We start from the raw sequence: 21,867 nt of genomic DNA, 5'->3' as shown, positions 1-21,867 counted from the left end.
GTCAGAGGTCCTTGTCGTAGACGGACTCGTCGGTGGGATCGCGGTACGGCTGATAGCCGCCAGAGACTGCGCGGAGGGGCGGTCGGTTGGCACGCTCGGAGGCGAACTTGGCGGAGCGGCGGATCCACTTCTGCCACTCGGCCGGCCAGTTGGGGCGGCGCGTGTTCTGGGCGCGGAAGTGATCGATGAACTGGGCGGTCTCGTAGTCGACGTCGAGGCTGGGGCCGAAGGTGCGCAGGGACCATGCGCGCATGGCGTCGGTGAGTTCGAAGCCGTCGACATCGATGGGGGTGAGGCGGTCGTCAGACCGCTCAACCGTGCGCGCTACAGAACCTGCACTCTCCCCATCTACATCAGCCATAGATATGGGGTTCGGGTCGGGTCGGGTCGGGGCGTCGTTAGTAACGGCGTTACGAATCTCGTTGACCTGGGGTTCTTCGTTCTGAACGGTGTTGCTTCGTGTCGCCGTCGTGTCGCCGTCGTGCTTCCGTCGTGTCGCCGTCGTGTCGCCGTCGCGCGTTTCGTCGTCGGGCGTAACGCCGTTACTGCCCCCGTTACTGGGTGGGGTCGGCCTGCCGTTCTTGCGGCGCCTGAAGCGCTCCTGTCGCTCGGCGTTCTTCTTCCGCTCGATGAGCACCTGTTCGCGGGACGGGTTGTAGTCGAGGTAGTCGTGGATCTGCCAGCCGTCGTCGGTGCGGTCCCACAGGCCGGCGTCCTCCAGCTGCTTGGCGGTCGCCTTGACGCCTCGCACGCGGGTCACGAGGGCCAGCTCGCGGTCACTGATGCGGCCGTCGGTGAGGTTCTCGGCGCACCAGCAGATCGCGGACACGTGCAGCCGGAACGCCCGGTCGGACAGCAAGGCGATCTTGCGGTGCGACGGGAACCGGTCGTCCAACTTGACCCAAGGCATCGGGGCTTCTTTCGGAGAGTGCTGGTTGAGGGGCTTTTGGGCGCGCGGAACCAGGGCCTCTAAGGCGGCTTGTCACTGCCGCCCCGCTCATGCCCATCATAGCTAAGAAAGCGAAGTCGCCGTGGTGTGCAGCGTGACAAATCCGCTACGCTGTTGCCATGACCGCGACCCCCACCGAGCACCGCGCCAAGATCGCCGAAGCCCGCAACGTCCTCGGTGAGGTCATCTCGCGCGCCCGCTACGCCAACGAGCCGACCGTCCTCATCAACCGGGGCAAGGAAGCGGCTGTGATCGTGAGCTACGAGGACTACATGACGCTCCGCGAACTGCGTGGCTACCTGAGGGAGCTGGAAGCCGGCACGACTTCCGACGACGCGCACAAGGCGCGCATGCTCGGAGAAGCCATGGCCGTTGCTCAACGGCGCGCTCTTGGCGACTAGCACTGGCCTCTCCTCTCGTCCTCCTGGCCCCGCTTCCGCGGGGCCTTTGTCGTGTTCTCCGCAACCTGTTCCGTGTAGGTTCTCCGGGTGGCGGAGAGCCTCCAAACGCGCTCTGACCTGCCCGTTTACGCACCGTGGCTGCGTGGGCGAACCTCGTGTCTCGCCCCGCTGGTGAGGTCGGGGGCGCACGTCGCTGGTCCGTGCTTCCGCTCATGCCGTGGTCTTCTTCCGGCTTTTGGGGTGCACGGCGACGGGCTTCCATCCGTTGTCGCGCCAGGCGGTGACGGTGGAGTGGTCGGCGCGGATGCGCCGGCCGATGGCGGACGGCCCGTAGCCGCGGTCGTGGAGGAGCCGGGCCGTGTACAGCTGCTCGGCTTGGGTGAGGGTGACGGGCTGGCCGTTGAGGGCGTGTTCGACGGCGATGAGGTCGATGTCGCCGTTCTCGTCGTAGGTGTGGGTGGTGGAGGCGTGGAGGTAGGGGCCGCGGTCGGCACCGATGCGAGTGGCGATCATGCGGCCACCTCGACGGCGTACTGGGGGTGGTCGCGGAAGGCGTGGTCGATGTAGGCCTTGGACACGCCGAGCCGGGCGGCGGCGCTGGCCCGGTCGAGGCGGCCTTCGGTCATCAGCCAGTTGGCGTCCTGGGCGACGATCTCCCGCTTGGTGACGCCGTAGAGGGGCTGGAAGTCGGGGTCGTCGATGACGTCCATCCGTTCGGCCCAGTACGTGACCTTGGCCCAGCCCTGGCTTGCGGCCCAGTTCCGGGCCCGCTTGGCTTGGGTCTTGTCCACTCCGTGCCGCTCCGGGCTGCGGTGGGCGAGCGCGTTGTACGTGTCGGCGATGGTCTTGGCGGTGCTCGCGAGGATGAAGTCGTTGCGCAGCAGCCGGCTCATGTTGGAGTGGTTGACTCCGGCGTGGGCTGCGATCTCCTTCAGAGGCCAGCCAGCAGCGACCAGGGCCTGAAGCCGTCGGACTGTTCCAGTACTGGAGATCTTGCCGCGGCGGCAGTTGTCGGGGGTGACGGCCAGGATCTTGGCGGCGAGGGTGGGGTTGATGCGTCGCTGGCGGCCCCGGTTCTTGGACTTGTTGGGGTGGAGGATGCCGTGGACGGTCTGCTTTGAGGCTCCGACGGTTGCGGCCACGATGTAGGGGGGCACGTCTTCGTCGGCGAGCGCGAGCAGGTGCTGGCGGACGGGTTCGGCATCGACGTACCGGTTCCAGGTGCCGTCCTTGTGGGCTTGGAGTCGGGCACGGTTGCGCTCGTTGTACCGCTCGACGCAGTCGGGGCGCCGGCAGCGGTAGTCGGTGTAGCAGGTGAGGGTGCGGTGGTGGGGGGCTTGGCGGACGGCGGTGGTCACGGCTTCTCCTCTCGAGTGCTGGTGTTCCAGATGGCGGTGCAGGTGTGGAGTGCGTTCTGGTCGGTGCCGGGCCGCGTGTCGGGGGCGGCCTGGGTGCGGATGCGGGTGACGGTTTCGCGGGCGGCGGCGATGCGGTCGAGGGCACGCCACGTGCCGCGCCACACCAGCCGGACGCCGACGGCGAGGATCACGCCGGGCCCGAAGGTGGCGAGCTGCGCGTCGAACCACACGTAGGCGTTGATGACGGTGTCGAGCTGGCCGGCGGTCACGCGGCGGCCCTCCGCTGCTCGGTGCGGGCGGCGATGCGGGCCTCGAGGTGGCGGCGTCCGGCGGCGGTGAGCCGGTAGACGTTGACCTTCTTGCCGTGGGCCTTCGGGTTGATCGACACGACTTCGCCGGTGACGCGGAGGACGACGGGGTTCTCGAGTTCGACGAGCCCGCGGAGGTACAGGCCGGCGGACCGGCAGTCGTCCTCGGGGACTATGAGCCGCAGGTCGTTCGCCCCGAAGGGCTTGCCGCTGCGGCCGAGGTGGAGGACGGCCTGGTCGAGGACGGCTTCCGTCCAGGCGGGGACGGGGCCGAGGGCGGCGAGGATGCGGCGGGCTCGGGCGGCGGCCTGGTCCGGGGTGAGTGTCGTCATGGTGTGCTCTCCTGGTTCCGGGAGCCGCTGCAGGTTCGGGCCGCAGCGGCTCCCGATCGGGGTGGGCTACTGCTCGGTGGCGTTCTGGGAGGCGGCCGGGTCGGACCACGGGGTGGGCATCTCGGCGCACCAGCGCAGGTGGTCTTCGCGCTGCACGGTGGGCGGCTTCCACACGGCGCGCGGGTCCTTGCCGTACTGCGGGGTGATGGCGTCGACGTCGGCGGTGATGTCGAGGCCGGCCCGCTCGAGCTGGTGGGCGAGCTCCAGCCACGGCTCGTGCTGCTCGTCGGTTTCGGCGAACGACAGGTTCCAGGCGACGGCGTGGGAGACGACGTTGCGCCAGCCGATGAGGGCGGCGCGGTGGGCGCTGACGTCTGCGGCGGCGGTCTCGCCCTGGGCGAGCATTGCGTGGCCGAGGGCCCGGTTGGTGATGATGCCGGTGAGTACGGCGGCGTGCTGCTGGTCGGCGAGCGGCAGCGTGGCCTCGAGGGCTGCGGCGATGGAGGTGTCGGCGGAGGCGAGGAGCCTCTCGGCCTCGGCACGGTGGTTGATCGGCATGTGGTGTGGTCTCCTGTTCTGGCCGGGGCCCCGCCTGTTTGCGGCGGGCGGGGCGGCCGTCGTGGATGGTCAGGCCGCGGCGTTGCGGAGCTTGGCGGTGAGGTCGCGGATGGCGGCGACGCCGACGTGCTCCAGCGGCGCGCCGAGGGCCTCGTAGGCGAGCTGGTCGATGTCGTCGGCGATGCCCCGCTCGCTGCCGAAAGCCCGCAACTCCTGGACGGCGGCGGCGTGCTCGTCGTCGGTGTCGACGTCCACCACGTCCGAAGCCGCCTGCTGCGGCTCGGGCGCCGCTGCGGGGGCCGTAAGGGAGGCGACGGACAGCGGGGCCCGCTTCGGCTGGACGACCTCGCCGTGGGCGTAGCCGTCGAGCTCCTCGGCCGCGTAGGGCATGCCGTGCAGCGCGTCCGAGGCGACGAGTCGGCAGATCTCACCGGTGGCCCGGTTGATCAGCATCGTCTTGCGCTGCTTCTTCCACTGGTCCTTGCCGAGCAGCCCCATCAGCCGGGCGCGCTCGATGTCCCAGACCACCGTCTGCCACGCGTCGGCGCCCTTGCGGCGGCCTCGCATCACACAGTGGTCGTCGTCGGCTTCCACGAGCTCGATCTCGTGGCCCTTGGCCTGCAGCAGGCCGCGCATGGCGTGCGCCCGGAGGGCGGGCTGGCCCTGGATGACGTCGATGGACTTCAGGGAGGTCATCGGCTGGATGCCCAGCTCGTGTCCGGCGAGGATCACGGCGGTGACCTCGTCCGGCTTACCGCGGTAGGCGCCGGCCAGGCTGGTGGTGGCGATGTTCGCCGAGATCTGGGAGATGGCGATGGCGTCGCGGGCCCACGCCTCCAGCTCCGACTCGGTGGGCGGGTCGGCGGCGAGGTAGGTGGAGACGGCGTCCGTCTCTTCGGCGCGGGTGGCGATCTCGTTGCTGGTCACTGCAGGTACTCCTCGGCTTGGCGGATGGTGTCCCAGGTCGGCATGCCGATCTGGGGGATTTCGGTGACGGGCCCGGTCCAGTCGGGCCAGTGGTCGTTGGTGACGCAGTCGGCGTAGATCCGGAGGGCGCGCTGGTTGCGGGCGCGGCCGATGTCGCGGTCTTGGTCGACGAGTTCGCGGACGGTGACCAGGTAGGGCGCGATCTTGGACTGGAAGACGAAGACGAATCGGGCGCCGTCGGGTGCGAGCCCGGCGGCTTCGACGCCGTCGATGTAGAGGGCGTCCTGCTGGTGGTACGACCGGTCCTTGATGGCGCGGCTGATGGTGTCGGGCGATGCGTCCTTGATCGTCTTGTAGTCGACGATGATCGGGCCGCGTCGCCAGTCCGGGCGGATGCGGCAGCGGACGCCGGTCTCCGGGTCAGTCCAGTAGATCGACTGTTCGGCGACGCCACTGCCGGGCGTGAACAGCGGCCCGGCTATCGGGTGCTGGCGGATGGCGTCGGCCATCGCCTGGACCATGTCGTGGTCCTTGGTGAGCAGCGGCACTTTGCCCGCGAGGTAGGCCTCGTCGCGCTGGATCTGGGCGTCCTTCTTCCGCCAGTCCGGGAAGTCGATGACCTCAAGCTCGGGGCCCTCCCCCAGCACGTACAGGTGGGCGGCGTGACCGAGGTCGAACTCCTTCTTCGGCGCCTGGGGGTGGTCGCGGTCGTACTTGAACTGGGCGGGGCAGCCCGGGGTCAAGAGGGCGCGGAGCCCGGACGAGGAGATCGACGTGCGGTCCGCGTGGTAGGCCTCGGCAGAGAGCCCGTCGACGACCTTCGGCGCCTCGACCTCGACGGCGGCGGTCACTGGTTCAGCTCCCGGGTGAGGTCGTTGGCGATGTCCTTGGCGGTGTCCAGCCGTTCGGCGAGTTCGGTGTTCTCCCGCTTGAGGTCATCCCGTTCTTCGGTGAGGTCGTGGACCTGGTCGTTCAGGCCGTCGATCTCTTCTTCGAGGGCGGCGATCTGGGTCTCCAGCTCGTCGACGGTGCTCATCGGCCGCCTCCGTCCGCGCAGCCCTCGCAGAGGCCGGTGCCGGGTACGAACGGTCCGTCTTCGTCGCCGCAGTTCCGACACCGGAGTGGCGCGGCGGGTTTTGTGGTGCTTTCGGTGCTCATGTGACGCTCCTGAGGATGTGCTAGGTGGTGGCCGGGCGTCCCGGGAGGGGGAGGCCCGGGACGCCCGGCCTGGGATGCCGCGGAGCATGGGGATCGCCCGACGCGGCCGGTATGGGGTTGTGGGGCTACTTGAGGCGGACGGGCATGCACACGGCCCGGTAGTGGTCGGTGGCGGCGCCGTTCTCGTCGACGGGCTGGATGAGCACCGGCTTGTTGGGGGTGGTGAACCACACCTGGACGGCGCCGGTGATGGGGGCGAGGAGGGAGCCGAGGAAGCCGGGCCGGTAGCCGGCGGTGAACCCGTCGAGGTCGACGGTTTCGGCGTCGATGCGGGAGGCGCCCTTGGAGCCCTCCGCGCCGCCCGCCACGGTGACCTGGCCGCGGCCGAAGGTGAGGGTGATCGCCTGCTCGGGCTTGTCGTTGACGAGTGCCGCCCGCTGCACGGCTTCCAGCAGCTCGGCGGCGTCGCCGCGCATCCAGCCGACGGCCTTGCCCGGGTCGGGGAAGAAGCCTTCGATGTTGGGGAAGGGGGCGGCGACGGTGCGGCTGGTGACGGTTAGCGTGTCGCTGGCCAGGCAGGCGACGGTGATGTTGTTGGTGAAGGAGATCCGTACCGGGCCGCCGGCCAGCTGCTTGACGGTGGCGGCCAGGTGGGCGGCGGGCACGAGCAGGGAGCCGTCGGTCTCTCCGTCGGGGGTCCACGGGATGCGGTGCCGGACGATCCGGTACCGGTCCGACGCGGAAACGGTGAGCTGGTTGCCGTCGGCTGCGACGTGTACGCCGAGGAAGCCTTCGAGGTTGCCGACGGCTTCCTTGTCGGGCATTGAGGCCTGGGCGGCGTGGACGACGGCGGCGGCCAGCGCGTCGCCGTCCACGGTGCCGGCGGCGGCGGGCGCTTCGGGCAGGGCCGGGTAGTCGCGGCGGCTCATCGTCGGCAGGGTGAAGGTGGTGCCGGGCGCTGACACGGTCAGCTCCCGCTCATCCACCACCACATCGACGGGCCCGGCGGGCATGGCCGCGGTCACGTCGGCGAGCAGCCGGCCCGACACGAGGGCCTTTCCGGTCTCGAGGACATCGGCGGCCAGGGTGGCGCGGGTGGCGGTCTCGTAGTCGAACCCGGACACGGTGACGGAGTCGCCGTCGGTTTCCAGCAGCAGACCACCGAGGACGGGTTGCAGGGGATTGTTGGGGAGCCGGCGGTGTGCGGCACGTGCCGCGCCCGCCAGCGTCTTCTGGTCGATGCGGATCTTCATCAGGCGGCCTGCGCCGTCTCGTCGACCGACTCGGCGTCAGCCACGTCGTCGTCGGTGTTGCGGGGCTCCGGCTGGGCGTAGCCCTCGGTCTGCAGGGCGGACAGCGGGAACAGCGTCATTTCGTCCATGGGAATCTCCTGGTGAGGGTCAGGCGGCCGTTGCCGCAGAAGTCGTCGTGGTGGCGGTGACGCGCTTCCAGCACTGCCAGGGCCGCAGCCCGGAAGCGGCCAGATCGGGCGCCTGCTCTACGAGCGCGGCGGCGGTCGCGGCGACCTCGCCCTCGGTGGCCTCACCAGCCGCAATGAGGGCACCGGTCGGGCCCTGAAGGTCGATCCACCAGGTGTCGCCCTGGCTGTAGGCGACGACCCGGTACCGGCTGCCTGCCGGCTCGAAGGCCCAGTAGCTGCCGCCGCCCATCTCGGCCCAGTTGTCGTCGACGAAGACGGGCTGCTGCCGCTTGATCGGGGTAGCGTGCGCCACGTCGAACAGATCACGCAGGTTGCCGTTCGGGGTCAGCGCCTCCCCCACGAGCCGGATCACGTCCTCGGCAGACACGGCCGGCTTGCCACGGAGAACACCCACAACACCGCGGGCAGCGTGGACGAGTGCAGCGTTGTCGTCGGGCCGCCACTCCTTCGCCGGGTCGGCCCCCTCATAGAGGGACAGCGAGTGACGTGTGTCGGCGACGATCCGCTTCAGGGCCTGCACACGCTCGGCGTTGGCCCGCTCAGGCAGCACGTCGACCGCGGAGAAGATGCGGTCCAGGTGACTCGCTCGCCGCTGCACGGCATGGGCTGCGACCTGATCGACCCGGTCCGTCATCTCACGGACCGCGGCCTGGCGCACTCGGTCGCCGTAGTGGCGCTGCTCGGTGAGGAGCCGCATGTAGCGGTCGTTGGTGTTGATGCGGTCCCGCTCGGCCCGCTCCGCGTACTCGTTGAGCAGGTCCAGGTCGGTGAGGTGGTCGACGTTTTCGCCGAGCCGGGCGTACTCGTCGCGCAGGGCGGCGACCCTCTCGGCGGCGGTTGTGGTGGTCACGGGATCCCTCCATGGGATGCTTGGGTGGGATCCCCCGGGCGATACGAGCGTCCGGGGGGTTCTTGCGTGGTGCGCCGCCCGGCCAACCTGTCTCGGCCGGCGGGGCGGCGGTCTAGGCGGCCGGGAGCGGCTCCGTGTCCTCGTCGGCGTCGCGCGTCCAGGTGGCCGGGACCTGGACGGGGTCGGTGGTGGCGAGCGGCGAGGCGCCGATCCGGATGACGGGGCCGTTGCCGAATCGGTCGACGATCGGGATGGGCTGGGTGGCGACGTTCTGCGGCAGGTCACTGACGGCGGTCGCGTTGGCGAGCTGCGCCTGCGTCGCGGTGAGGGCGTCCTGGGTGCGGGCGGTTTCCTGGCGGGAGATCCGCAGGTCGTCGAGTGCGGTCGACAGGTCGATCGCCGCCGTGTCGAGCTGCTCCTCGAGCTGGTTGCGTTCGGCGGTCAGCTCGTCGATCTGGGTGGCCATCTCGACCATCAGGCAGGTGCGGTTGTCGGCCTCGCGCTCGAGCCGGCCGATCTTCTGGATCAGCTGCCACGGGGTGAGGCCGCGGTGCTTGGCTCGGGTACGGAAGTCCTGGGCGATGCTCACGGCCCCTCCAGGTCGTCGTCGATGTAGCCGGCTGCTCGTGATTCGCGGAAGCTGGCCGCGGTGCGGAGTCGTGCTCGTTCGTTGCGGGCTTCGTCGAGCTGCTGTTCCTGGATGGCGATGAACGGGACAGCGCGGCGGATGTAGAGGCGGGCCATGGCGTTGACCAGCCCCGCCGTGGGCGACAGGCGGGACGGGACCGGGCCGGTCATGCTGCGGCCTGCCTGAGGACGCGTCGGTAGATGTTGGCGGTGGCCTTGCGCGGGGTGGGGATGAGCGGCCCGTGCCACAGGTACAGGTCGGGCAGGGAGATCAGCGGCGGCAGGAAGATGCTGCTGCCCTGCTCCGTCGCCCCCATCAGCGGTTCGCCGGCCTCGTTCCAGGCGCCGGACCACTGCCACTCGACGCCGGTCACATCGGTGTGGGTGACGGTCAGGTCGAAGCGGACGCCGTCATGCAGGTAGGTGGTCATCACGCCACCTCCGGGAGGCTGGCGAGGCGGGCCATCTGTTCGGCGCAGGCAGCGAGCTGGGCGGCGGCTTCGGCGAGTTCGGCGACCTTCGCCGGGGTGGAGTTGGACACGGTGATCGCGATGGTCCGGTAGTTCTCGCCGATGACGAGGCGGGCCATGGGCTTGCCGAACAGGTCGCGGCCGGTCTCGGTGCGGATTGGGGCGTCGTTCAGGTCGACGGTGAGCGCGCCGTAGATGTCGGCAGCCATCACGCCTCCACGGGATAGTTGTCGGGCAGGATGTCGACGTATCGGGTGTTGAAGGCGCAGCGGATGCCGTCGACGTGGACGACGGCGAGACCGTGCATCACCTGGACGGCGGGCGTGCGGGTGCGGGTGATCCGCGATCCGTCCTCGCGGGTGTTCGGGAACACCCGGACCGGAGTACCGACCTTGAACAGGGCGTTGAAGGTGTCGGCGTCCATCAGGCACCGTCCTTCGGCACCCAGTACGCAGCGGTGTCGCCCCAGTTGGCGATACGGACATCGACGGATCGGACTGTCTTGGCCGCCAGTTCGGGGCTCTCGTCACGAGGGAACGACGGCAATTCGGCCCGGTGCAGGTCGTCGGCGATCTGCTTCCGCACCCGCGTCTCTGCCTGGTCGCGTTCGGCGCGGACCGCGGCCAGCTCGGCGAGGAGTTGTCGGATGTCCTCGCGGGCGTTGACGGTGAGTGCCTTGTCGGCCTCGGCGGCACTGCCCTCACCGAAGTTGAGTGTGCCGACACCGAGGAGGTACGGACCGCCCAGATAGGCGTAGAAGTGGGCGCCGTACTCTGCGTTGGCCTCCCACGGCCCCGGGGTGGCAGCTTCCGCACGGGCTGCGATCTCGGCCTCGCGCTCCGGAGACAGACGGGCGGAGGACTCGACGCGCGCGCTCATCGGGCACCGCCGGACAGGTCGCCGATCAGCGAGCGGAGGCGGTCGAGCGTCCAGTCGACGCCCTCGGAGAAGTCCTCGCTGCGGTCGGGGTTGACCGCCTCGATCGTGTCCACGATCGTGCGCAGCTTCTCGGCGAGGTAGGCGTCGAGCTTCCCCTGCGGGTCGCTGTAGCGGTCGAGCAGGGCCAGCAGGCGGTAATGCGCGCTGCCGGGCGGCGGGGTCTGAGAAGATCGAGGCACGTGAAGCCCCTTTCGTTGCGTGCTCTGGATGGGGTGGAGCGTGAGGTCGTCGCGGGCTTAGCGGGTCGCGGCGGCCTCTTTGCGTTGCCGGTCAGGCAGCGGCGCGGGCGGGCCTCGGCTTGGTCGAGGCGCGGCGAAGGCGCGAGATCTTGGCGCGGTCGGCCGGCACCTCGCACAGGGAGCGGATCTCCCGGATGTGGTCCTCGTTGAGCCACTTGGCGCGGCCCATGCGGGTGTGGGGGAAGCCGTGCTTGTTGAGGCCGTCGAGCAGCCACCGCTCACCGCAACCGAGGGCGCGGGCTGCTTCCTTGGGCTTGACGTAGCCGTCACGGCGCATCATCGAGTCGACGTCGATGGGGGTGACGTTGGGGGTGGACATGGTCACCTTCCTTCAGAGGGTATGTGGGGTGGACAGAGCTGGGCGTCTGTCGCGTTGAGGGCTGTGCGGAGCCGGGTGTAGCGCTTGGGCCCCATCCGCTCCCGGATGCCTGTTTCCAGCCGCTGGAGGTAGCTGCGGGAGATGCCGGCCTTGTCGGCGGCTTCCTGGACTGTGAGGCCTTGGGCCATCCGCCGCTTACGCAGGGACGGACCGTGCACCTGGTAGGTGGCTGGGGGTCTTTCCATGAAGAGAATCTACGTGTTTCTACGAGCCTTCGCTACCGCTACCTCGTAGTAACATGCGTGAACTCGTAGATACGCGCAGTCATGTGATCGCTTCCGCGCGTAGCCGGGTTGCGATTCAGGACAGAAACGCAGGTGTTCCTAGCTGTTCCTACGTGGTCCTGCGATGATGTGGCGCATGGCACCCCGACATGACGAAGATGCACTTCAGAGGCTCGCAAGCCTGATCATTAAGCGACGATCCGAACTCAAGCTGCACAAAGTCGACGTCGCTCGGCGGGCCGGGCTGCAGGTGAACACCTACAGCAAGGTCGAAGACGGCCTGCCGGTGCGAGAGACCACGTACACGAAGATCGAGCCCGTTCTGGAGTGGGCGGCGGGCAGTTGCCTCGACATCCTGGGCGGGGCCACTGCGGCCACCCTTGTCGAACCCGCCACCCCAGCGGCCGTGTTCTCACCGGTCCGCGCCGAGGATCTCGCAGAGGATGTCGGGGACGTCGTACAGGACGCGGCGGTTGCGATCAGTGACACCATGACGGCCGCTGAGATCCGTGAGCTGAAGCGGCAGGTAGTGGAGAAGGTGCTCGAACGCTGGGAAAAGCGCGGAATTGACCGCGATTGATCGCCCTGTTCGTACAACCATTTCCGTTTATCGTTTCGTTACCTATTGAACTGTCGTCACTTAGGGCGAACCCGGTCACAACCGTTCGTCAGCATGGCAGCATCGCCTAGTACTTGGGAGGTTCCCTCTCACCCGAAAGGGGGAGCCCATGCACGACATGCTCATGCTCGACCTCGGACCCGGCTTCTACGGCTTCCAAGGTCGAATAGCTGGGAGAATCGTGTGTGTTGCGACGCCTCGGGTCGAGCACGATGCACAAGCACGACGCACCGTCTCCGACCTGATCAAGCGTCAAGGAGGCGACTGCGCCTCGTGCAAGGCCTGCATCATCGGCCAGCACACGTAGCGCAGCCGCAGCGGCGGGGCCGGCGGCAGGGGTGCCAGCCGGCCACCCGCACCAGCACCCAAGGGGCAGAACATGGCCTACACCGAGTGGCGCGGGAACACCTGCAGAGTCGTCTGGAACACGCGACAGAAAGACGACCGCGGCAAGTGGATCTATGACCAGAAGGGCGGCTTCACCGACGAGACCGTAGCCAAGAACTACGGCCTCGACCGAGAAGCCGAGATCCGCAACGACGACTACATCTCCCGCCGCGACGGCGCCACCACCGTCGGCGGATACGCGAAGACCTGGGTCGACACCCTCGACGTCGGGCACCTGCGGGACAAGGCCATCCGGTCCATGCTGCGGCTGTACATCGTGCCGCGGTGGGGCGAGACCGCCATCGCCGACATCCAGCCGTCCACCTACCGGGCCTGGAAGAAGCAGCTCACAGCACTGCCCAACGTGGGCGACAAGTACGGGGAGGAGATCCTCACCGTCTTCTCCATGCTCATGGACGACGCCGTCGGCGACGAGCTCCGCAAGACGTCCCCGGTGCCCAAGGGGAAGAAGCAGCGCCGCGGCCGGTACAAGAAGAAGCCGCGCGAGCGGAAGCGCGAGATGCGCATCGAGGACGTCCACCAGCTCGCCTGCAACGCGCTCGCCTTCTGGGGCCTGGACGGCTTCGTCTTCGTGTGGACGATGGCCTGCACCGGCATGCGGCCCGCCGAGCTGTACGCGCTGCGCCGCGTCTACTGCCACCCCGCCTGGCCCGCCTGCGACCCGCTGGACGACCCGGACGAGGAGGACCGCCAGGAGCGGCACGCCGACGACCTCAAGCGGTACGGGACCGACCTGATGCCGGCGATCCGCGTGCAGTGGCAGCATCAGCGGGAGAAGGGTGCGCTGAAGCTGTTCCCGCCGAAGTACGAGAGCAGGCGGACGTTGGTCGTGCCGCCGTTCCTGGCGGAGCTGCTGGAGCTACTCGTCGACAGCCACGACGGCGAGTACGTGTTCCGGTCGATCGCGGGCGGGCTGCTGGCGAACGCGAACTTCACCTACCACTACTGGCGGCCCATCGCCGACGGTCGTGACGCGTCACCGGAGTTCGAGAGGATCCGGCTCGGGCAGCCCCAGAAGGTCACCTCACGCCGGCCTGTCCCTGCGCTGCCCAAAACCGCCTACGCCAGCAAGCGGCTGTACCTGCTGCGGCACGGGGCGAAGGAGTGGATCGACGAAGCGGGTGGCGAGCACTCGCGGATCGCGGTCGAGACGCGCATGGGTCACGAGGTGGCGGGAGTTGAGGGTCTGTACGCGAACGTGACAACGGCGATGGAGCAGCGGATGATGGATTCGTTGCAGGAGCGGTTTTTGCGCTTCGTTCGGGAGACCGAGTGGGAGAAGTCGCCAGGTTCTCCCAGTTCTCTCCCAGAGGGCCTTGCCGGGTGGTGGAAGCGGCAGGTCACAGCGGCCGAGAGTGCCGACTGATGTACTGGTTCATGAAGTTCATCTCCACCAAGAGCTTCATGCCGTTCGTCTGGTACCGCATCGCGCTCGGCGTCGTCATCATCGCCCTGGTGGCGGCGGGGGTACTCAGCCCGCACGCCGCGGAGTCCGCCGGCTGAGGCGAACCGCTTGTGTAGCCGTCCGGTAGCGCAGTGTCAGTGCTTGCCCCTAGGCTTGTCGGCATGTCCCCCGATTACGTGACGCCTGGTTCCGTGCGGTCCGCCGCGGAACTGAACGATCAGATCCGCGCGCTGTGGCGGCGCGCGGGCGGGACCCTGTCCGCGCAGGAGCGCGTGGAGTACGAGCTGCTGGTGGTCGAGTGGGCGACCGCGATCCGCGGCGAGGTCATCGAGGCGGCCTGAGCCGCGGGGCGGCCCCGCCGCGGGGCCGCCCCGCCGCGCGGACGGCCCGCCGCGCGGACGGCCCCGTCCCCGGCTTCGGTCAGCGTCCGCCCGCCACCCGGAGCACCGTCCCCGTCGTGTACGACGCCTCGGGCGACAGCAGCCAGGAGATCGCCGCGGCGATCTCCTCCGCCCGGCCCGCACGCCCCATCGGCACCGCCGCCCCCATCCGCGCCGCCCGGCCGGCGTCGCCCGCCGCCGCGTGCATCTCGGTGTCGATCACCCCGGGTGCGACGGCGTTGACCCGGATCCCGTCCGGGCCGAGTTCCTTGGCCAGGCCCAGTGTCAGCGCGTCGACACCGGCCTTGCTCGCCGCGTAGTGCACGTACTCCCCCGGGCTGCCGAGGGTCGCGGCACCCGACGACACGTTCACGATCGCACCGCTCCCCCGCGGCGTCATCAGGCGCGCCGCCCGCCGGGCGCACAGCAGCACGCCCAGCAGATTGACGTCGAGGACCCGGCGCAGGTCCGCGGTGTCGCTGTCGGCGAGCCGTCCCAGCGGGCCGGTCACGGCCGCGTTGTTGACCAGCCCCGTGACCGGACCCAGCCGCTCCTCCGCCACGTCGAAGAGCCGCTCGACCTCGGCCTCGACGGACGTGTCCGCGCGCACCGCGACTCCCCGGCCGCCCGCGTCGCGCACCCCTGCCACGACCGTCTCGGCGGCCGTCGAGTCGCGCGCGTAGCCCACGACGACGTCGTGGCCGTCCGCCGCGAGGCGCAGACAGGTCGCCGCTCCGATCCCCCGGCTGCCGCCGGTGACCACCGTGATGGGCCGTGCCATGAGGTACCTCCACGTTTTGATCGATCATCGATCATCCTAGGTGAGGTGTTACGCGCCGAACAGGCTTCGGTGTGATCAACTGAATTCGCCCTCGTCGCGTGGGCACACTGGGGGAACCAACGGGTAGGGATCATCGGTAGGGAGGAGTCCATGAAGACGCTCGACCACTGGCTCGCCTCCCCGTGGCGGCGCTCGGCCGTCGCCGTGCTCGTCGGGGCCCTGCCCGTGCTGGCCTTCCCCGGCCCGACCCTGTGGTGGTGGGCCTGGTTCGCGCTGGTCCCCTGGATCCTGCTGGCCCGGACCGCGCCGGGCGGGAAGCGGGCGGCGTACGACGGGTGGTGCGGCGGGTTCGGGTTCGTGCTGGCCATGCACCACTGGCTGCTGCCCAACCTGCACGTCTTCACCTTCGTCATCGCCGTGCTGCTCGGCGCGCTGTGGGTCCCGTGGGGCTGGCTGGTGCACCGGACCCTGGGCGGGACGCCCTCCTCCGGCCGGGTCGCCGCGGCGCTCGTCGTCCTGCCGTCGGGCTGGCTGCTGGCGGAGCTGGTCCGCTCCTGGCAGGGACTGGGCGGCCCCTGGGGGATGCTCGGCGCCAGTCAGTGGCAGGTGGCCCCGGCGCTGCGGCTGGCCTCGGTGGGCGGCGTGTGGCTGCTCAGCTTCCTGGTGGTCGCCGTCAACGTCGCCCTCGCCGTCCTCGTCGCCGTGCGCCGGGCGAGGGTACCGGCCCTGGCCGGGCTCGTCGCCACGGCCGCGGCCACCTCGGCGGCCTGGGTCTGGTCGCCGCGCCCCGACACCGACGAGCGGGCCGCGATCGCCGTGGTGCAGCCCGGCGTGGTCGCCGGCGCGGACAGCGCCGACCGGCGGTTCGACCGCGAGGAGCAGCTCACCCGGCGGCTCGCGGACCGGGACCTCGACCTGATCGTCTGGGGCGAGAGCAGCGTCGGCTTCGACCTGGACGACCGGCCGGACCTCGCCCGGCGGCTGGCCGCGCTGTCCCGGGAGACCGGCGCGGACCTCCTGGTCAACGTGGACGCGCGGCGCTCCGACAAACCCGGCATCTACAAGAGCTCGGTGCTCGTCGGCCCCGAGGGCCCGACCGGCGACCGGTACGACAAGATGCGGCTGGTCCCCTTCGGTGAGTACGTGCCGTTCCGTTCGCTGCTCGGCTGGGCCACCTCCGTCGGCAAGGCGGCGGGCGAGGACCGCAGGCAGGGCACCGAGCAGGTGGTGATGGACGTCGGCGACGGCCTGCGGATCGGGCCGATGGTCTGCTTCGAGAGCGCGTTCCCCGACATGAGCCGCAGCCTGGTCGCCGACGGCGCGGAGGTACTGGTCGCCCAGTCCTCGACCTCGACCTTCCAGCACACCTGGGCGCCCGAGCAGCACGCCTCGCTCGCCGCGCTGCGTGCCGCCGAGACCGGCCGGCCGATGGTGCACGCGACGCTGACCGGCGTCTCCGCCGTCTACGACGCGAACGGCGCCCGGATCGGCTCCTGGCTCGGCACCGACGCGAGCACGCCACGGGTGTACGAGGTCCCCGTCACCCACGGCACCACGCCCTACGTCCGCTACGGCGACTGGACGGTGTACGCGGCGCTGGGGGCCCTCGCGGCCTGGGGCGCCGCCGAGGGCGTACGGACGGCGCGGCTCAGGCGGAACCGTCCAGCACGGCCCGGACCACCCGCTCGCACAGCTCATGGGTCGCCAGCGCGTCCCGGGCACTGAGCACCTCGCCGGAGCGCACCGCGTCCAGGAAGGCGAGCACCGCCTGCTCGATGCCGCGCTGCCGGGCCACCGGGACCCAGTCGCCGCGCCGCCGCACGGTCGGCTGGCCCTTGTGGTCGATCACCTCGGCGAGGTTGACCACCTGGCGCTTGGTGTCCTGGCCCGAGACCTCCAGGATCTCCTCGGCCGAGCCGCTGAGCCGGTTCATCACACCGAGCGCGGTGAAGCCGTCCCCGGCGAGCTGGAGCACGACGTGGTGGAGCAGGCCGTCCTCGGCGCGGGCGCGCACGGTCACGTCGTCGACCGGCCCGGGCACCAGGAACCTCAGCGTGTCGACGACGTGGATGAAGTCGTCGAGGATCATCGTGCGCGGGTCCTCGGGCAGTCCGGTGCGGTTCTTCTGCATGAGGATCAGCTCGCGCGGGTGCTCGGCGCACTGCGCGTACCCGGGCGCGTGGCGCCGGTTGAAGCCGACGGCGAGGCTGGTGCCGCGCTCCTCGGCGAGGGTCACCAGGCGTTCGGAGTCGGCCAGTTCGTAGGCGAGCGGCTTGTCGACGTAGGTGGGTACGCCCGCCTCCAGCAGCCGGGTCACGATCTCGGGGTGGGCGGCCGTCGGCGCGTGCACGAAGGCGGCGTCCAGGCCCTGGGCGAGGAGCGCGTCGAGGTCGGCGTGGCGCTGCGCCGACGGGATGCGCAGCTTGTCCCCGACCCGGGTGAGGGTGGCGGGGGTGCGGGTCTGCAGGTGCAGTTCGATCCCGGGGAGGGCGGCGAGCACCGGCAGGTAGGCCTTCTGCGCGATGTCGCCGAGTCCGATGCAGCCGACCTTCACGGGATGTGCTCCTCTAACGCTCGTAACGCTCGCCGACCTGGGTCCGCCGGGAAGCATACGGGGGCTGCGGGGGCCGCCAGTCGGCGATGCCGTCGAAGCCGCGCAGGAACAGGGCGGGTCCGGCCTTGGACAGGGCGAGGATCGCGGCGTCGCGGACCGCGATCCCGGCGCGGTTGCTCATCAGGTTGAGGCGGGCCACCTTGACGGCCTGCCGGGCGATCGCGGTGGTGCGGGGCAGCCGGGCGGCCGTGTAGGCGGCGAGGTCCTGGTTGTGGTGGGCGAGCACGACCGCGTCCTCGACGGCCTGGTTGCCGCCCTGGCCGAGGTTGGGCGGCATGGCGTGCGCCGCGTCCCCGAGGAGGGCGACCCGGCCACGGTGGTAGGCCGGCAGCGGCTCGGCGATGTGGTGCACGTCGTGGCGCAGGACGTCCTCGGGGCGGGCGGCCGCGAGGACGGCGGGGATCGGGTCGTGCCAGTCGCCGTAGCGGTGCAGCAGCTCGGCCCGCTCGTCGGCCGCGTGCCCCGCGGCCGGGGTGACGGCGGCGGCGTAGGCGTACACCCGGCCGTCCTTGAGCGGATGCGTGCCCCAGATACGGCCCCGGCCCCAGGTCTCGTGGGAGGCGAACCCGACGCCGGGGACGGGGATCACCAGCCGCCAGGTGGTGAAGCCGGAGTAGACCGGGCCCGGGTGGTCCGGGAAGAGCGCGCGGCGCACGGCGGAGTGGATGCCGTCGGCCGCGACGACCAGGTCGGCCTCCAGCTCGCCGTCCGGCGTGCGCACCCTGGCCGGACGGTCGTCGTCGCCCGGGTCGGCGAGCTGCGCGTCCGCGCCGGTGCGGACGGCGTCCGGCGGCAGCAGCGCGGCCAGGCGTTCGACGAGGGTGGAGCGGTGGAGCAGCACCAGCGGACCGCCGAAGCGTGCCGCGGCCGCCTCGGCACTGGAGCGGGAGAGCCAGCGCCCGCCGGGGGTGCGCAGCCCTCCGTCGCCCTGCCAGGCGGCGAGGTCGCGGACCTCGTCGCCGAGGCCGATCACGTCCAGGGCGCGCAGGGCGTTGGGCGACAGCGAGATGGCCGCGCCGATCGGCCGGAGCGAGGGGGCCCGTTCCAGGACGGTGACCCGGAGGCCGTTCCGGTGCAGGGCGGCCGCCGCGGTCAGGCCGCCGATGCCGCCGCCGATCACGACGGCGCTCCTCGTGCGTGTCATGGCTCTCCCCGACCCTCTCCTCGACGCGAGGTGCACTACAGATGTAGTAACAGCTGCCGCCGACCGTACTACAGCCGTAGTGAGAGGGGTAGGTTGATCTCCATGTCCGCACACACCGCACCCCCCGGCCCCTCGGCGGGCGCCTCCCGGGCCGGCCTGGTCGCCGACGCGGCGCTGGCCCTGCTCGCGGAGCGCGGGATGCGCGGGCTCACGCACCGGGCGGTCGACGAGACGGCGGGGCTCCCCCAGGGCTCCACCTCCAACGTCGCGCGGACCCGGCAGGCGCTGCTGGAGCTGGCGGTGCGGCGGCTGGCCGACCGGGAGGCCCGGGTGCTGGCGCTGCACGAGATGCCCGACCCGCGGGCCGGCCTGGACGCCCTGGTGGACGCGCTGGCGCTGGCGACGCACCGGGCGCTGACCCGTAACCGTGCGCTGACCCTGGCCCGGTACGAACTGGCGCTGGAGGCCACGCGCCGCCCGGAACTGCGGGCGCACTTCGACGCCGCGGGTGCCCGGTTCCGGGAGCAACTGGGCGCCCTCGTCACCGCGATGGGCTCCGCCGACCCGGCCCGGCACGTGCTGACGCTGGTCGCCTGGGCGGACGGCCTGATGTTCAGTTGCGTGGCCGGGACCTTCCACGCCGAGGTGCCGGGCCCCGAGGAGGTGCGGTCGGGACTGCGGGAGCTTCTCGCGGGCATGCTGGGCGGCGTGCCGGACCGCTGAAAACTCCTGGTGGGACCCGCCGTTCTGAGCGAGGATGCCGCCATGACGACCGAACGCCACGAACCCGCCGTCGACGCCGACGAACGCACCATGCTGGAGGGCTGGCTCGAATACCACCGGCGGACCCTCGCCTGGAAGTGCGAGGGGCTCACCGACGAGCAGTTGCGGACGGCCGCCGTCGCGCCGTCGACGTTGTCCCTGATGGGACTCGTCCGGCACATGGCGGAGGTGGAGCGCAGCTGGTACCGCAGGGTGCTGGCGGCGGAGGACGCGGGCCCGATCTACTACTCCGACGAGGACCCGGACGGCGAGTTCCGGCTCACCGGGGCGGACACCTTCGCCGAGGCCCGCGCCACCTGGCAGGCCGAGATCGAGGCGGCCCGCCGCAACGCGACCGGTGTCCCCCTGGACGAACCGACCCGGGGCAAGCACCTGCGCACCGGCGAGCGCTACACCCTGCGCTGGATCCACACCCACATGACCGAGGAGTACGCGCGTCACAACGGGCACGCGGACCTGATCCGCGAACGCCTGGACGGCGCGACGGGCGACTGACGTCACCCCGGGCCGCCCACGGGACTCCGTACGGGGCCGGAGATCACCCGTGCGGGGCAACCTGCGCTTGTCCGGCGCCGGTCGTGACGCCCGAACCAGCAGAGTGGCGCGGGTGCATCGAACGACGACCACCGCAACGCTTCTCGTGACCGTGGCTGTCTCGGCCCTGACCGGCTGTACGACGGTCCGGGGCCCGGCCGCGGCCGACCCGTCCACGGTCGGCGCCCGCTCGTCCGCACCACGTCCGGACGGCCCGGCCGAGCCGCGGGTGGTGCAGGCCCCGGCCCGGGAGGCGCTGGAGATGATCGGGCCCTCCCCGACCCCGGAGCACGCCACCGGAGAACCCCGCCGGACGAAGGCCCCGGCGCCCCCGGCCGCGCGGCACCGGCTTCCGGCCGCCGGTGCCACCGAGCGGCGGCCCGCCGCTCCCGCGGCCCCCGAGCACACCCGTGCGCCCGCGACCCCCGGCCCCGGGTGCCCGAACTGCCCGGCGGGTCCGGCGAGGGCACCGGCGGGAAGGCGGACGTGTGCTCCCTCGGCAAGCAGTACGGCGGCTGGCGGCCGGGCAGCCCCGAGGCCCGCATCTGCGAGGACGCGTACGGCCGCTGAACCCGGCCGTACCCTGGTGACCGGCCGGGCGCCGGGCCGGGACCGGACCTAGGGCCGCTGCCGCGGCGGTCGCCCTCGCCCCTGGGGGCCGTCGGGACGGCCGGGCCCGTCGGCGTCCCGGCCGGTGCCGTGCAGGCGCAGCTCCAGCCGGTCGATCGAGGCGCGTACGCCCTCTCCGTACCGCCCGGGGGCGAGGGTCTCGGCGGCGGCACGGGCGTGTCTCAGGTGCAGCCGGGCCGCCTCGCGGTGTCCGAGCCGGTCGTAGTCGGCGGCCAGGTTCAGGTGGAGCGAGGGGTAGAGGGCGCGGGCGGCGGGCGTGCCCTCGTGCCGGCCGCCGGGCGGGTCCCCCGTCAGTTCCTCGGCAGCCGACAACGCCCTCAGGTCCCAGGCCAGTTCCTCCTGCGGGTCGTCCTGGGTGTCGGCCAGGTAGTGGGCCAGCGTGCAGCGGTGCAGGGCGTCGCCGTGCTCGCCGATCTCCGCCCACAGGGCGAGGAAGCGGTGCCGGGCCTCCTCGCGGTCGCCCGCGTGGTGCAGCATGGCGACCTGGCCGATCCGCGTCAGCACGGCATCCGGCGCCGCCTGCTCCTGTCCCTTCGCCACCGCGTCCTCCGTGCCCTCGTCGGGTGTCCCGACGACGCTAACCGCACGCGCCCGCTTTCCCGGTCAGGCGGCACCGGGGTGTGCGCGGGCCGGCCGGTGACGGACCGGCCCGAGCGCCGGGCCCGGCTCAGCCCAGGTTCGGAATGGTCCAGTCGATCGGCTCGTGGCCCTGTCCGGCGACCGCCTCGTTGATCTGCGTGAAGGGGCGGGAGCCGAAGAACTTCTTCGCGGACAGCGGCGAGGGATGCGCCCCCTTGACCACGACGTGCCGCGCCTCGTCGATCAGCGGCAGCTTCTTCTGCGCGTAGTTGCCCCACAGCACGAACACCGCGGGGTCGGTCCGGGCGGCCACCGCGCGGATCACCGCGTCGGTGAACAGCTCCCAGCCGCGGGACTTGTGCGAGTTCGCCTCGCCGGCCCGGACCGTGAGCACCGCGTTGAGCAGCAGGACGCCCTGCTCCGCCCACGGCATCAGATAGCCGTTGTCCGGGATCGGGGTGTCCAGCTCCGCGTGCATCTCCTTGTAGATGTTCCGCAGGGACGGCGGGACCTTCACCCCCGGCCGGACCGAGAAGCACAGCCCGTGCCCCTGGCCCTCGCCGTGGTACGGGTCCTGGCCGAGGACCAGGACCTTCACCCGGTCGAAGGGCGTGGCGTCCAGCGCGGCGAAGACCTCCTCGCGCGGCGGGTAGACGGGGCCGTTCGCCCGCTCCTCCTCGACGAACTCCATCAGCTCCTTGAAGTAGGGCTGCTGCAGCTCGCCGCCCAGCACCTCGCGCCAGGACTCGGGCAGCATGGCGATGTCGGTCACGTCAACTTCCTTACGCTGTGCGGTGGCTTCCAGTGCCCAAGAACCTACCGCCGACCAC

At 71.0% G+C, this 21,867-nt stretch carries 34 protein-coding genes and 1 pseudogene; 9 read left to right on the top strand and 26 right to left on the bottom strand.

Annotation, left to right across the window (positions count from 1 at the left end; genetic code table 11):
* Position 1: 1 nt before the first annotated feature.
* Positions 2-910: a hypothetical protein gene (locus tag Sru02f_RS12520; protein WP_109030083.1), complete on the bottom strand. Its 909-nt coding sequence runs from the start codon at positions 908-910 to the stop codon at positions 2-4.
* Between the two features lie 158 nt (positions 911-1,068).
* Here Sru02f_RS12520 and Sru02f_RS12515 point away from each other — a divergent pair, with 158 nt between their 5' ends.
* Positions 1,069-1,350: a type II toxin-antitoxin system Phd/YefM family antitoxin gene (locus Sru02f_RS12515; protein WP_109030082.1), complete on the top strand. Its 282-nt coding sequence runs from the start codon at positions 1,069-1,071 to the stop codon at positions 1,348-1,350.
* Between the two features lie 210 nt (positions 1,351-1,560).
* On the opposite strand, the gene Sru02f_RS12510 is transcribed toward Sru02f_RS12515, so the two are convergent.
* From Sru02f_RS12510 to Sru02f_RS12415, 20 genes are all read right to left on the bottom strand, one after another.
* Positions 1,561-1,863 carry a hypothetical protein gene (locus tag Sru02f_RS12510; protein ID WP_109030081.1) on the bottom strand — a complete coding sequence of 101 codons (303 nt, stop codon included), beginning with the start codon at positions 1,861-1,863 and terminating at the stop codon, positions 1,561-1,563.
* Positions 1,860-2,708 carry a hypothetical protein gene (locus Sru02f_RS12505; RefSeq protein WP_109030080.1) on the bottom strand — a complete coding sequence of 283 codons (849 nt, stop codon included), beginning with the start codon at positions 2,706-2,708 and terminating at the stop codon, positions 1,860-1,862. Before Sru02f_RS12505 ends, Sru02f_RS12510 begins: the two co-directional genes overlap by 4 nt.
* The gene (locus Sru02f_RS12500; protein WP_109030079.1) at positions 2,705-2,977 is read right to left on the bottom strand and encodes a hypothetical protein; all 273 of its coding nucleotides are present in this window, start codon (positions 2,975-2,977) and stop codon (positions 2,705-2,707) included. Before Sru02f_RS12500 ends, Sru02f_RS12505 begins: the two co-directional genes overlap by 4 nt.
* A complete protein-coding gene (locus Sru02f_RS12495; RefSeq protein ID WP_159107489.1) occupies positions 2,974-3,348 on the bottom strand; it encodes a hypothetical protein in 375 nt (124 codons plus the stop codon). The genes Sru02f_RS12500 and Sru02f_RS12495 overlap by 4 nt, the downstream gene beginning before the upstream one ends.
* A 66-nt stretch (positions 3,349-3,414) precedes the next feature.
* Positions 3,415-3,906, bottom strand: a complete 492-nt coding sequence (locus Sru02f_RS12490) for a hypothetical protein (RefSeq protein WP_109030078.1) — start codon at positions 3,904-3,906, stop codon at positions 3,415-3,417.
* Between the two features lie 69 nt (positions 3,907-3,975).
* Complete coding sequence (locus tag Sru02f_RS12485) at positions 3,976-4,833, bottom strand: hypothetical protein (protein WP_109030077.1); 858 nt, start codon at positions 4,831-4,833, stop codon at positions 3,976-3,978.
* Positions 4,830-5,684 carry a PD-(D/E)XK nuclease-like domain-containing protein gene (locus Sru02f_RS12480; protein WP_109030076.1) on the bottom strand — a complete coding sequence of 285 codons (855 nt, stop codon included), beginning with the start codon at positions 5,682-5,684 and terminating at the stop codon, positions 4,830-4,832. The genes Sru02f_RS12485 and Sru02f_RS12480 overlap by 4 nt, the downstream gene beginning before the upstream one ends.
* Positions 5,681-5,869, bottom strand: coding sequence for a SlyX family protein (locus Sru02f_RS12475; RefSeq protein ID WP_109030075.1), 189 nt, complete (start codon positions 5,867-5,869; stop codon positions 5,681-5,683). Before Sru02f_RS12475 ends, Sru02f_RS12480 begins: the two co-directional genes overlap by 4 nt.
* A 247-nt stretch (positions 5,870-6,116) precedes the next feature.
* The gene (locus tag Sru02f_RS12470) at positions 6,117-7,244 is read right to left on the bottom strand and encodes a DNA polymerase III subunit beta (protein ID WP_109030074.1); all 1,128 of its coding nucleotides are present in this window, start codon (positions 7,242-7,244) and stop codon (positions 6,117-6,119) included.
* A complete protein-coding gene (locus Sru02f_RS12465) occupies positions 7,244-7,372 on the bottom strand; it encodes a hypothetical protein (protein WP_280524878.1) in 129 nt (42 codons plus the stop codon). The genes Sru02f_RS12470 and Sru02f_RS12465 overlap by 1 nt, the downstream gene beginning before the upstream one ends.
* Before the next feature lie 19 nt (positions 7,373-7,391).
* Positions 7,392-8,282, bottom strand: coding sequence for a hypothetical protein (locus Sru02f_RS12460; protein WP_109030073.1), 891 nt, complete (start codon positions 8,280-8,282; stop codon positions 7,392-7,394).
* Between the two features lie 112 nt (positions 8,283-8,394).
* On the bottom strand, positions 8,395-8,871 hold the full coding sequence (locus tag Sru02f_RS12455) for a hypothetical protein (RefSeq protein WP_109030072.1): 477 nt from the start codon (positions 8,869-8,871) through the stop codon (positions 8,395-8,397).
* A complete protein-coding gene (locus Sru02f_RS12450) occupies positions 8,868-9,080 on the bottom strand; it encodes a hypothetical protein (RefSeq protein ID WP_109030071.1) in 213 nt (70 codons plus the stop codon). Before Sru02f_RS12450 ends, Sru02f_RS12455 begins: the two co-directional genes overlap by 4 nt.
* The gene (locus tag Sru02f_RS12445; protein WP_109030070.1) at positions 9,077-9,340 is read right to left on the bottom strand and encodes a phiSA1p31-related protein; all 264 of its coding nucleotides are present in this window, start codon (positions 9,338-9,340) and stop codon (positions 9,077-9,079) included. Before Sru02f_RS12445 ends, Sru02f_RS12450 begins: the two co-directional genes overlap by 4 nt.
* Positions 9,340-9,588 (bottom strand): hypothetical protein, encoded by a 249-nt coding sequence (locus tag Sru02f_RS12440; protein ID WP_109030069.1) that lies wholly within the window; start codon positions 9,586-9,588, stop codon positions 9,340-9,342. Before Sru02f_RS12440 ends, Sru02f_RS12445 begins: the two co-directional genes overlap by 1 nt.
* A complete protein-coding gene (locus Sru02f_RS12435) occupies positions 9,588-9,803 on the bottom strand; it encodes a hypothetical protein (protein ID WP_109030068.1) in 216 nt (71 codons plus the stop codon). The genes Sru02f_RS12440 and Sru02f_RS12435 overlap by 1 nt, the downstream gene beginning before the upstream one ends.
* Positions 9,803-10,258, bottom strand: a complete 456-nt coding sequence (locus Sru02f_RS12430; protein WP_109030067.1) for a hypothetical protein — start codon at positions 10,256-10,258, stop codon at positions 9,803-9,805. The genes Sru02f_RS12435 and Sru02f_RS12430 overlap by 1 nt, the downstream gene beginning before the upstream one ends.
* On the bottom strand, positions 10,255-10,497 hold the full coding sequence (locus Sru02f_RS12425) for a hypothetical protein (protein WP_109030066.1): 243 nt from the start codon (positions 10,495-10,497) through the stop codon (positions 10,255-10,257). The genes Sru02f_RS12430 and Sru02f_RS12425 overlap by 4 nt, the downstream gene beginning before the upstream one ends.
* A 91-nt stretch (positions 10,498-10,588) precedes the next feature.
* A complete protein-coding gene (locus Sru02f_RS12420; protein WP_109030065.1) occupies positions 10,589-10,876 on the bottom strand; it encodes a hypothetical protein in 288 nt (95 codons plus the stop codon).
* 2 nt (positions 10,877-10,878) lie between these two features.
* Positions 10,879-11,121: a helix-turn-helix domain-containing protein gene (locus Sru02f_RS12415; RefSeq protein ID WP_109030064.1), complete on the bottom strand. Its 243-nt coding sequence runs from the start codon at positions 11,119-11,121 to the stop codon at positions 10,879-10,881.
* Positions 11,122-11,296: 175 nt separating this feature from the next.
* Here Sru02f_RS12415 and Sru02f_RS12410 point away from each other — a divergent pair, with 175 nt between their 5' ends.
* The 4 genes and pseudogenes from Sru02f_RS12410 (at position 11,297) to Sru02f_RS12395 (ending at position 13,933) form a co-directional block, all read left to right on the top strand.
* On the top strand, positions 11,297-11,740 hold the full coding sequence (locus tag Sru02f_RS12410) for a hypothetical protein (RefSeq protein ID WP_159107488.1): 444 nt from the start codon (positions 11,297-11,299) through the stop codon (positions 11,738-11,740).
* Positions 11,741-12,158: 418 nt separating this feature from the next.
* Positions 12,159-13,553, top strand: a complete 1,395-nt coding sequence (locus tag Sru02f_RS12405; protein WP_109030062.1) for a site-specific integrase — start codon at positions 12,159-12,161, stop codon at positions 13,551-13,553.
* 5 nt (positions 13,554-13,558) lie between these two features.
* Positions 13,559-13,690, top strand: a pseudogene (locus Sru02f_RS12400) (undecaprenyl-diphosphatase); the annotation flags it as partial.
* Positions 13,691-13,753: 63 nt separating this feature from the next.
* A complete protein-coding gene (locus Sru02f_RS12395; RefSeq protein ID WP_052838833.1) occupies positions 13,754-13,933 on the top strand; it encodes a hypothetical protein in 180 nt (59 codons plus the stop codon).
* Positions 13,934-14,012: 79 nt separating this feature from the next.
* Here Sru02f_RS12395 and Sru02f_RS12390 read toward each other — a convergent pair whose 3' ends face one another.
* On the bottom strand, positions 14,013-14,753 hold the full coding sequence (locus tag Sru02f_RS12390) for an SDR family NAD(P)-dependent oxidoreductase (RefSeq protein WP_109030061.1): 741 nt from the start codon (positions 14,751-14,753) through the stop codon (positions 14,013-14,015).
* Between the two features lie 150 nt (positions 14,754-14,903).
* On the opposite strand from Sru02f_RS12390, the gene lnt reads away from it, so the two are divergent.
* The gene (lnt, locus tag Sru02f_RS12385) at positions 14,904-16,478 is read left to right on the top strand and encodes an apolipoprotein N-acyltransferase (RefSeq protein WP_109030060.1); all 1,575 of its coding nucleotides are present in this window, start codon (positions 14,904-14,906) and stop codon (positions 16,476-16,478) included.
* On the opposite strand, the gene Sru02f_RS12380 is transcribed toward lnt, so the two are convergent.
* Positions 16,402-17,307 (bottom strand): Gfo/Idh/MocA family protein, encoded by a 906-nt coding sequence (locus Sru02f_RS12380; protein ID WP_109030059.1) that lies wholly within the window; start codon positions 17,305-17,307, stop codon positions 16,402-16,404. The two genes, lnt and Sru02f_RS12380, sit on opposite strands and share 77 nt — an antisense overlap.
* Positions 17,308-17,320: 13 nt before the next feature.
* Positions 17,321-18,511, bottom strand: coding sequence for an FAD-dependent monooxygenase (locus tag Sru02f_RS12375; RefSeq protein WP_109030058.1), 1,191 nt, complete (start codon positions 18,509-18,511; stop codon positions 17,321-17,323).
* Between the two features lie 102 nt (positions 18,512-18,613).
* Between Sru02f_RS12375 and Sru02f_RS12370 the strand changes: the two genes are divergently transcribed.
* The 3 genes from Sru02f_RS12370 (at position 18,614) to Sru02f_RS12360 (ending at position 20,398) form a co-directional block, all read left to right on the top strand.
* Positions 18,614-19,234 (top strand): TetR/AcrR family transcriptional regulator, encoded by a 621-nt coding sequence (locus tag Sru02f_RS12370; protein ID WP_109030057.1) that lies wholly within the window; start codon positions 18,614-18,616, stop codon positions 19,232-19,234.
* A gap of 42 nt (positions 19,235-19,276) precedes the next feature.
* Positions 19,277-19,789: a DinB family protein gene (locus Sru02f_RS12365; RefSeq protein ID WP_109030056.1), complete on the top strand. Its 513-nt coding sequence runs from the start codon at positions 19,277-19,279 to the stop codon at positions 19,787-19,789.
* Positions 19,790-20,263: 474 nt separating this feature from the next.
* Positions 20,264-20,398, top strand: a complete 135-nt coding sequence (locus tag Sru02f_RS12360) for a hypothetical protein (RefSeq protein ID WP_373103451.1) — start codon at positions 20,264-20,266, stop codon at positions 20,396-20,398.
* A gap of 48 nt (positions 20,399-20,446) precedes the next feature.
* Here the strand turns inward: Sru02f_RS12360 and Sru02f_RS12355 are convergent, their stop codons facing one another.
* Both Sru02f_RS12355 and ung read right to left on the bottom strand, forming a co-directional pair.
* Positions 20,447-20,998 carry a hypothetical protein gene (locus Sru02f_RS12355; protein WP_109030054.1) on the bottom strand — a complete coding sequence of 184 codons (552 nt, stop codon included), beginning with the start codon at positions 20,996-20,998 and terminating at the stop codon, positions 20,447-20,449.
* Positions 20,999-21,125: 127 nt separating this feature from the next.
* Positions 21,126-21,809, bottom strand: a complete 684-nt coding sequence (gene ung, locus Sru02f_RS12350; RefSeq protein WP_003977484.1) for a uracil-DNA glycosylase — start codon at positions 21,807-21,809, stop codon at positions 21,126-21,128.
* Positions 21,810-21,867: the final 58 nt, after the last annotated feature.

The organism is Streptomyces rubrogriseus (assembly GCF_027947575.1).
In the GTDB taxonomy this organism is placed as follows: Bacteria; Actinomycetota; Actinomycetes; order Streptomycetales; family Streptomycetaceae; genus Streptomyces; species Streptomyces rubrogriseus.
The sequence above is the reverse complement of the archived record's forward strand: the minus strand, read 5'-3'. Positions and strand labels throughout refer to the sequence as shown.

Excerpts from the sequence above, each read along its gene's own strand:
- lnt (WP_109030060.1), top strand. The coding sequence starts at position 14,904 with ATGAAGACGCTCGACCACTGGCTCGCCTCCCCGTGGCGGCGCTCGGCC.
- Sru02f_RS12435 (WP_109030068.1), bottom strand. The coding sequence starts at position 9,803 with ATGGACGCCGACACCTTCAACGCCCTGTTCAAGGTCGGTACTCCGGTC.
- Sru02f_RS12495 (WP_159107489.1), bottom strand. The coding sequence starts at position 3,348 with ATGACGACACTCACCCCGGACCAGGCCGCCGCCCGAGCCCGCCGCATC.
- Sru02f_RS12410 (WP_159107488.1), top strand. The coding sequence starts at position 11,297 with ATGGCACCCCGACATGACGAAGATGCACTTCAGAGGCTCGCAAGCCTG.
- Sru02f_RS12470 (WP_109030074.1), bottom strand. The coding sequence starts at position 7,244 with ATGAAGATCCGCATCGACCAGAAGACGCTGGCGGGCGCGGCACGTGCC.
- Sru02f_RS12395 (WP_052838833.1), top strand. The coding sequence starts at position 13,754 with ATGTCCCCCGATTACGTGACGCCTGGTTCCGTGCGGTCCGCCGCGGAA.
- Sru02f_RS12490 (WP_109030078.1), bottom strand. The coding sequence starts at position 3,906 with ATGCCGATCAACCACCGTGCCGAGGCCGAGAGGCTCCTCGCCTCCGCC.
- Sru02f_RS12405 (WP_109030062.1), top strand. The coding sequence starts at position 12,159 with ATGGCCTACACCGAGTGGCGCGGGAACACCTGCAGAGTCGTCTGGAAC.
- Sru02f_RS12415 (WP_109030064.1), bottom strand. The coding sequence starts at position 11,121 with ATGGAAAGACCCCCAGCCACCTACCAGGTGCACGGTCCGTCCCTGCGT.
- Sru02f_RS12420 (WP_109030065.1), bottom strand. The coding sequence starts at position 10,876 with ATGTCCACCCCCAACGTCACCCCCATCGACGTCGACTCGATGATGCGC.
- Sru02f_RS12450 (WP_109030071.1), bottom strand. The coding sequence starts at position 9,080 with ATGACCGGCCCGGTCCCGTCCCGCCTGTCGCCCACGGCGGGGCTGGTC.
- Sru02f_RS12520 (WP_109030083.1), bottom strand. The coding sequence starts at position 910 with ATGCCTTGGGTCAAGTTGGACGACCGGTTCCCGTCGCACCGCAAGATC.
- Sru02f_RS12510 (WP_109030081.1), bottom strand. The coding sequence starts at position 1,863 with ATGATCGCCACTCGCATCGGTGCCGACCGCGGCCCCTACCTCCACGCC.
- Sru02f_RS12370 (WP_109030057.1), top strand. The coding sequence starts at position 18,614 with ATGTCCGCACACACCGCACCCCCCGGCCCCTCGGCGGGCGCCTCCCGG.
- Sru02f_RS12365 (WP_109030056.1), top strand. The coding sequence starts at position 19,277 with ATGACGACCGAACGCCACGAACCCGCCGTCGACGCCGACGAACGCACC.
- Sru02f_RS12445 (WP_109030070.1), bottom strand. The coding sequence starts at position 9,340 with ATGACCACCTACCTGCATGACGGCGTCCGCTTCGACCTGACCGTCACC.
- Sru02f_RS12475 (WP_109030075.1), bottom strand. The coding sequence starts at position 5,869 with ATGAGCACCGTCGACGAGCTGGAGACCCAGATCGCCGCCCTCGAAGAA.
- Sru02f_RS12465 (WP_280524878.1), bottom strand. The coding sequence starts at position 7,372 with ATGGACGAAATGACGCTGTTCCCGCTGTCCGCCCTGCAGACCGAGGGC.
- Sru02f_RS12390 (WP_109030061.1), bottom strand. The coding sequence starts at position 14,753 with ATGGCACGGCCCATCACGGTGGTCACCGGCGGCAGCCGGGGGATCGGA.
- Sru02f_RS12515 (WP_109030082.1), top strand. The coding sequence starts at position 1,069 with ATGACCGCGACCCCCACCGAGCACCGCGCCAAGATCGCCGAAGCCCGC.
- Sru02f_RS12440 (WP_109030069.1), bottom strand. The coding sequence starts at position 9,588 with ATGGCTGCCGACATCTACGGCGCGCTCACCGTCGACCTGAACGACGCC.
- Sru02f_RS12375 (WP_109030058.1), bottom strand. The coding sequence starts at position 18,511 with ATGACACGCACGAGGAGCGCCGTCGTGATCGGCGGCGGCATCGGCGGC.
- Sru02f_RS12430 (WP_109030067.1), bottom strand. The coding sequence starts at position 10,258 with ATGAGCGCGCGCGTCGAGTCCTCCGCCCGTCTGTCTCCGGAGCGCGAG.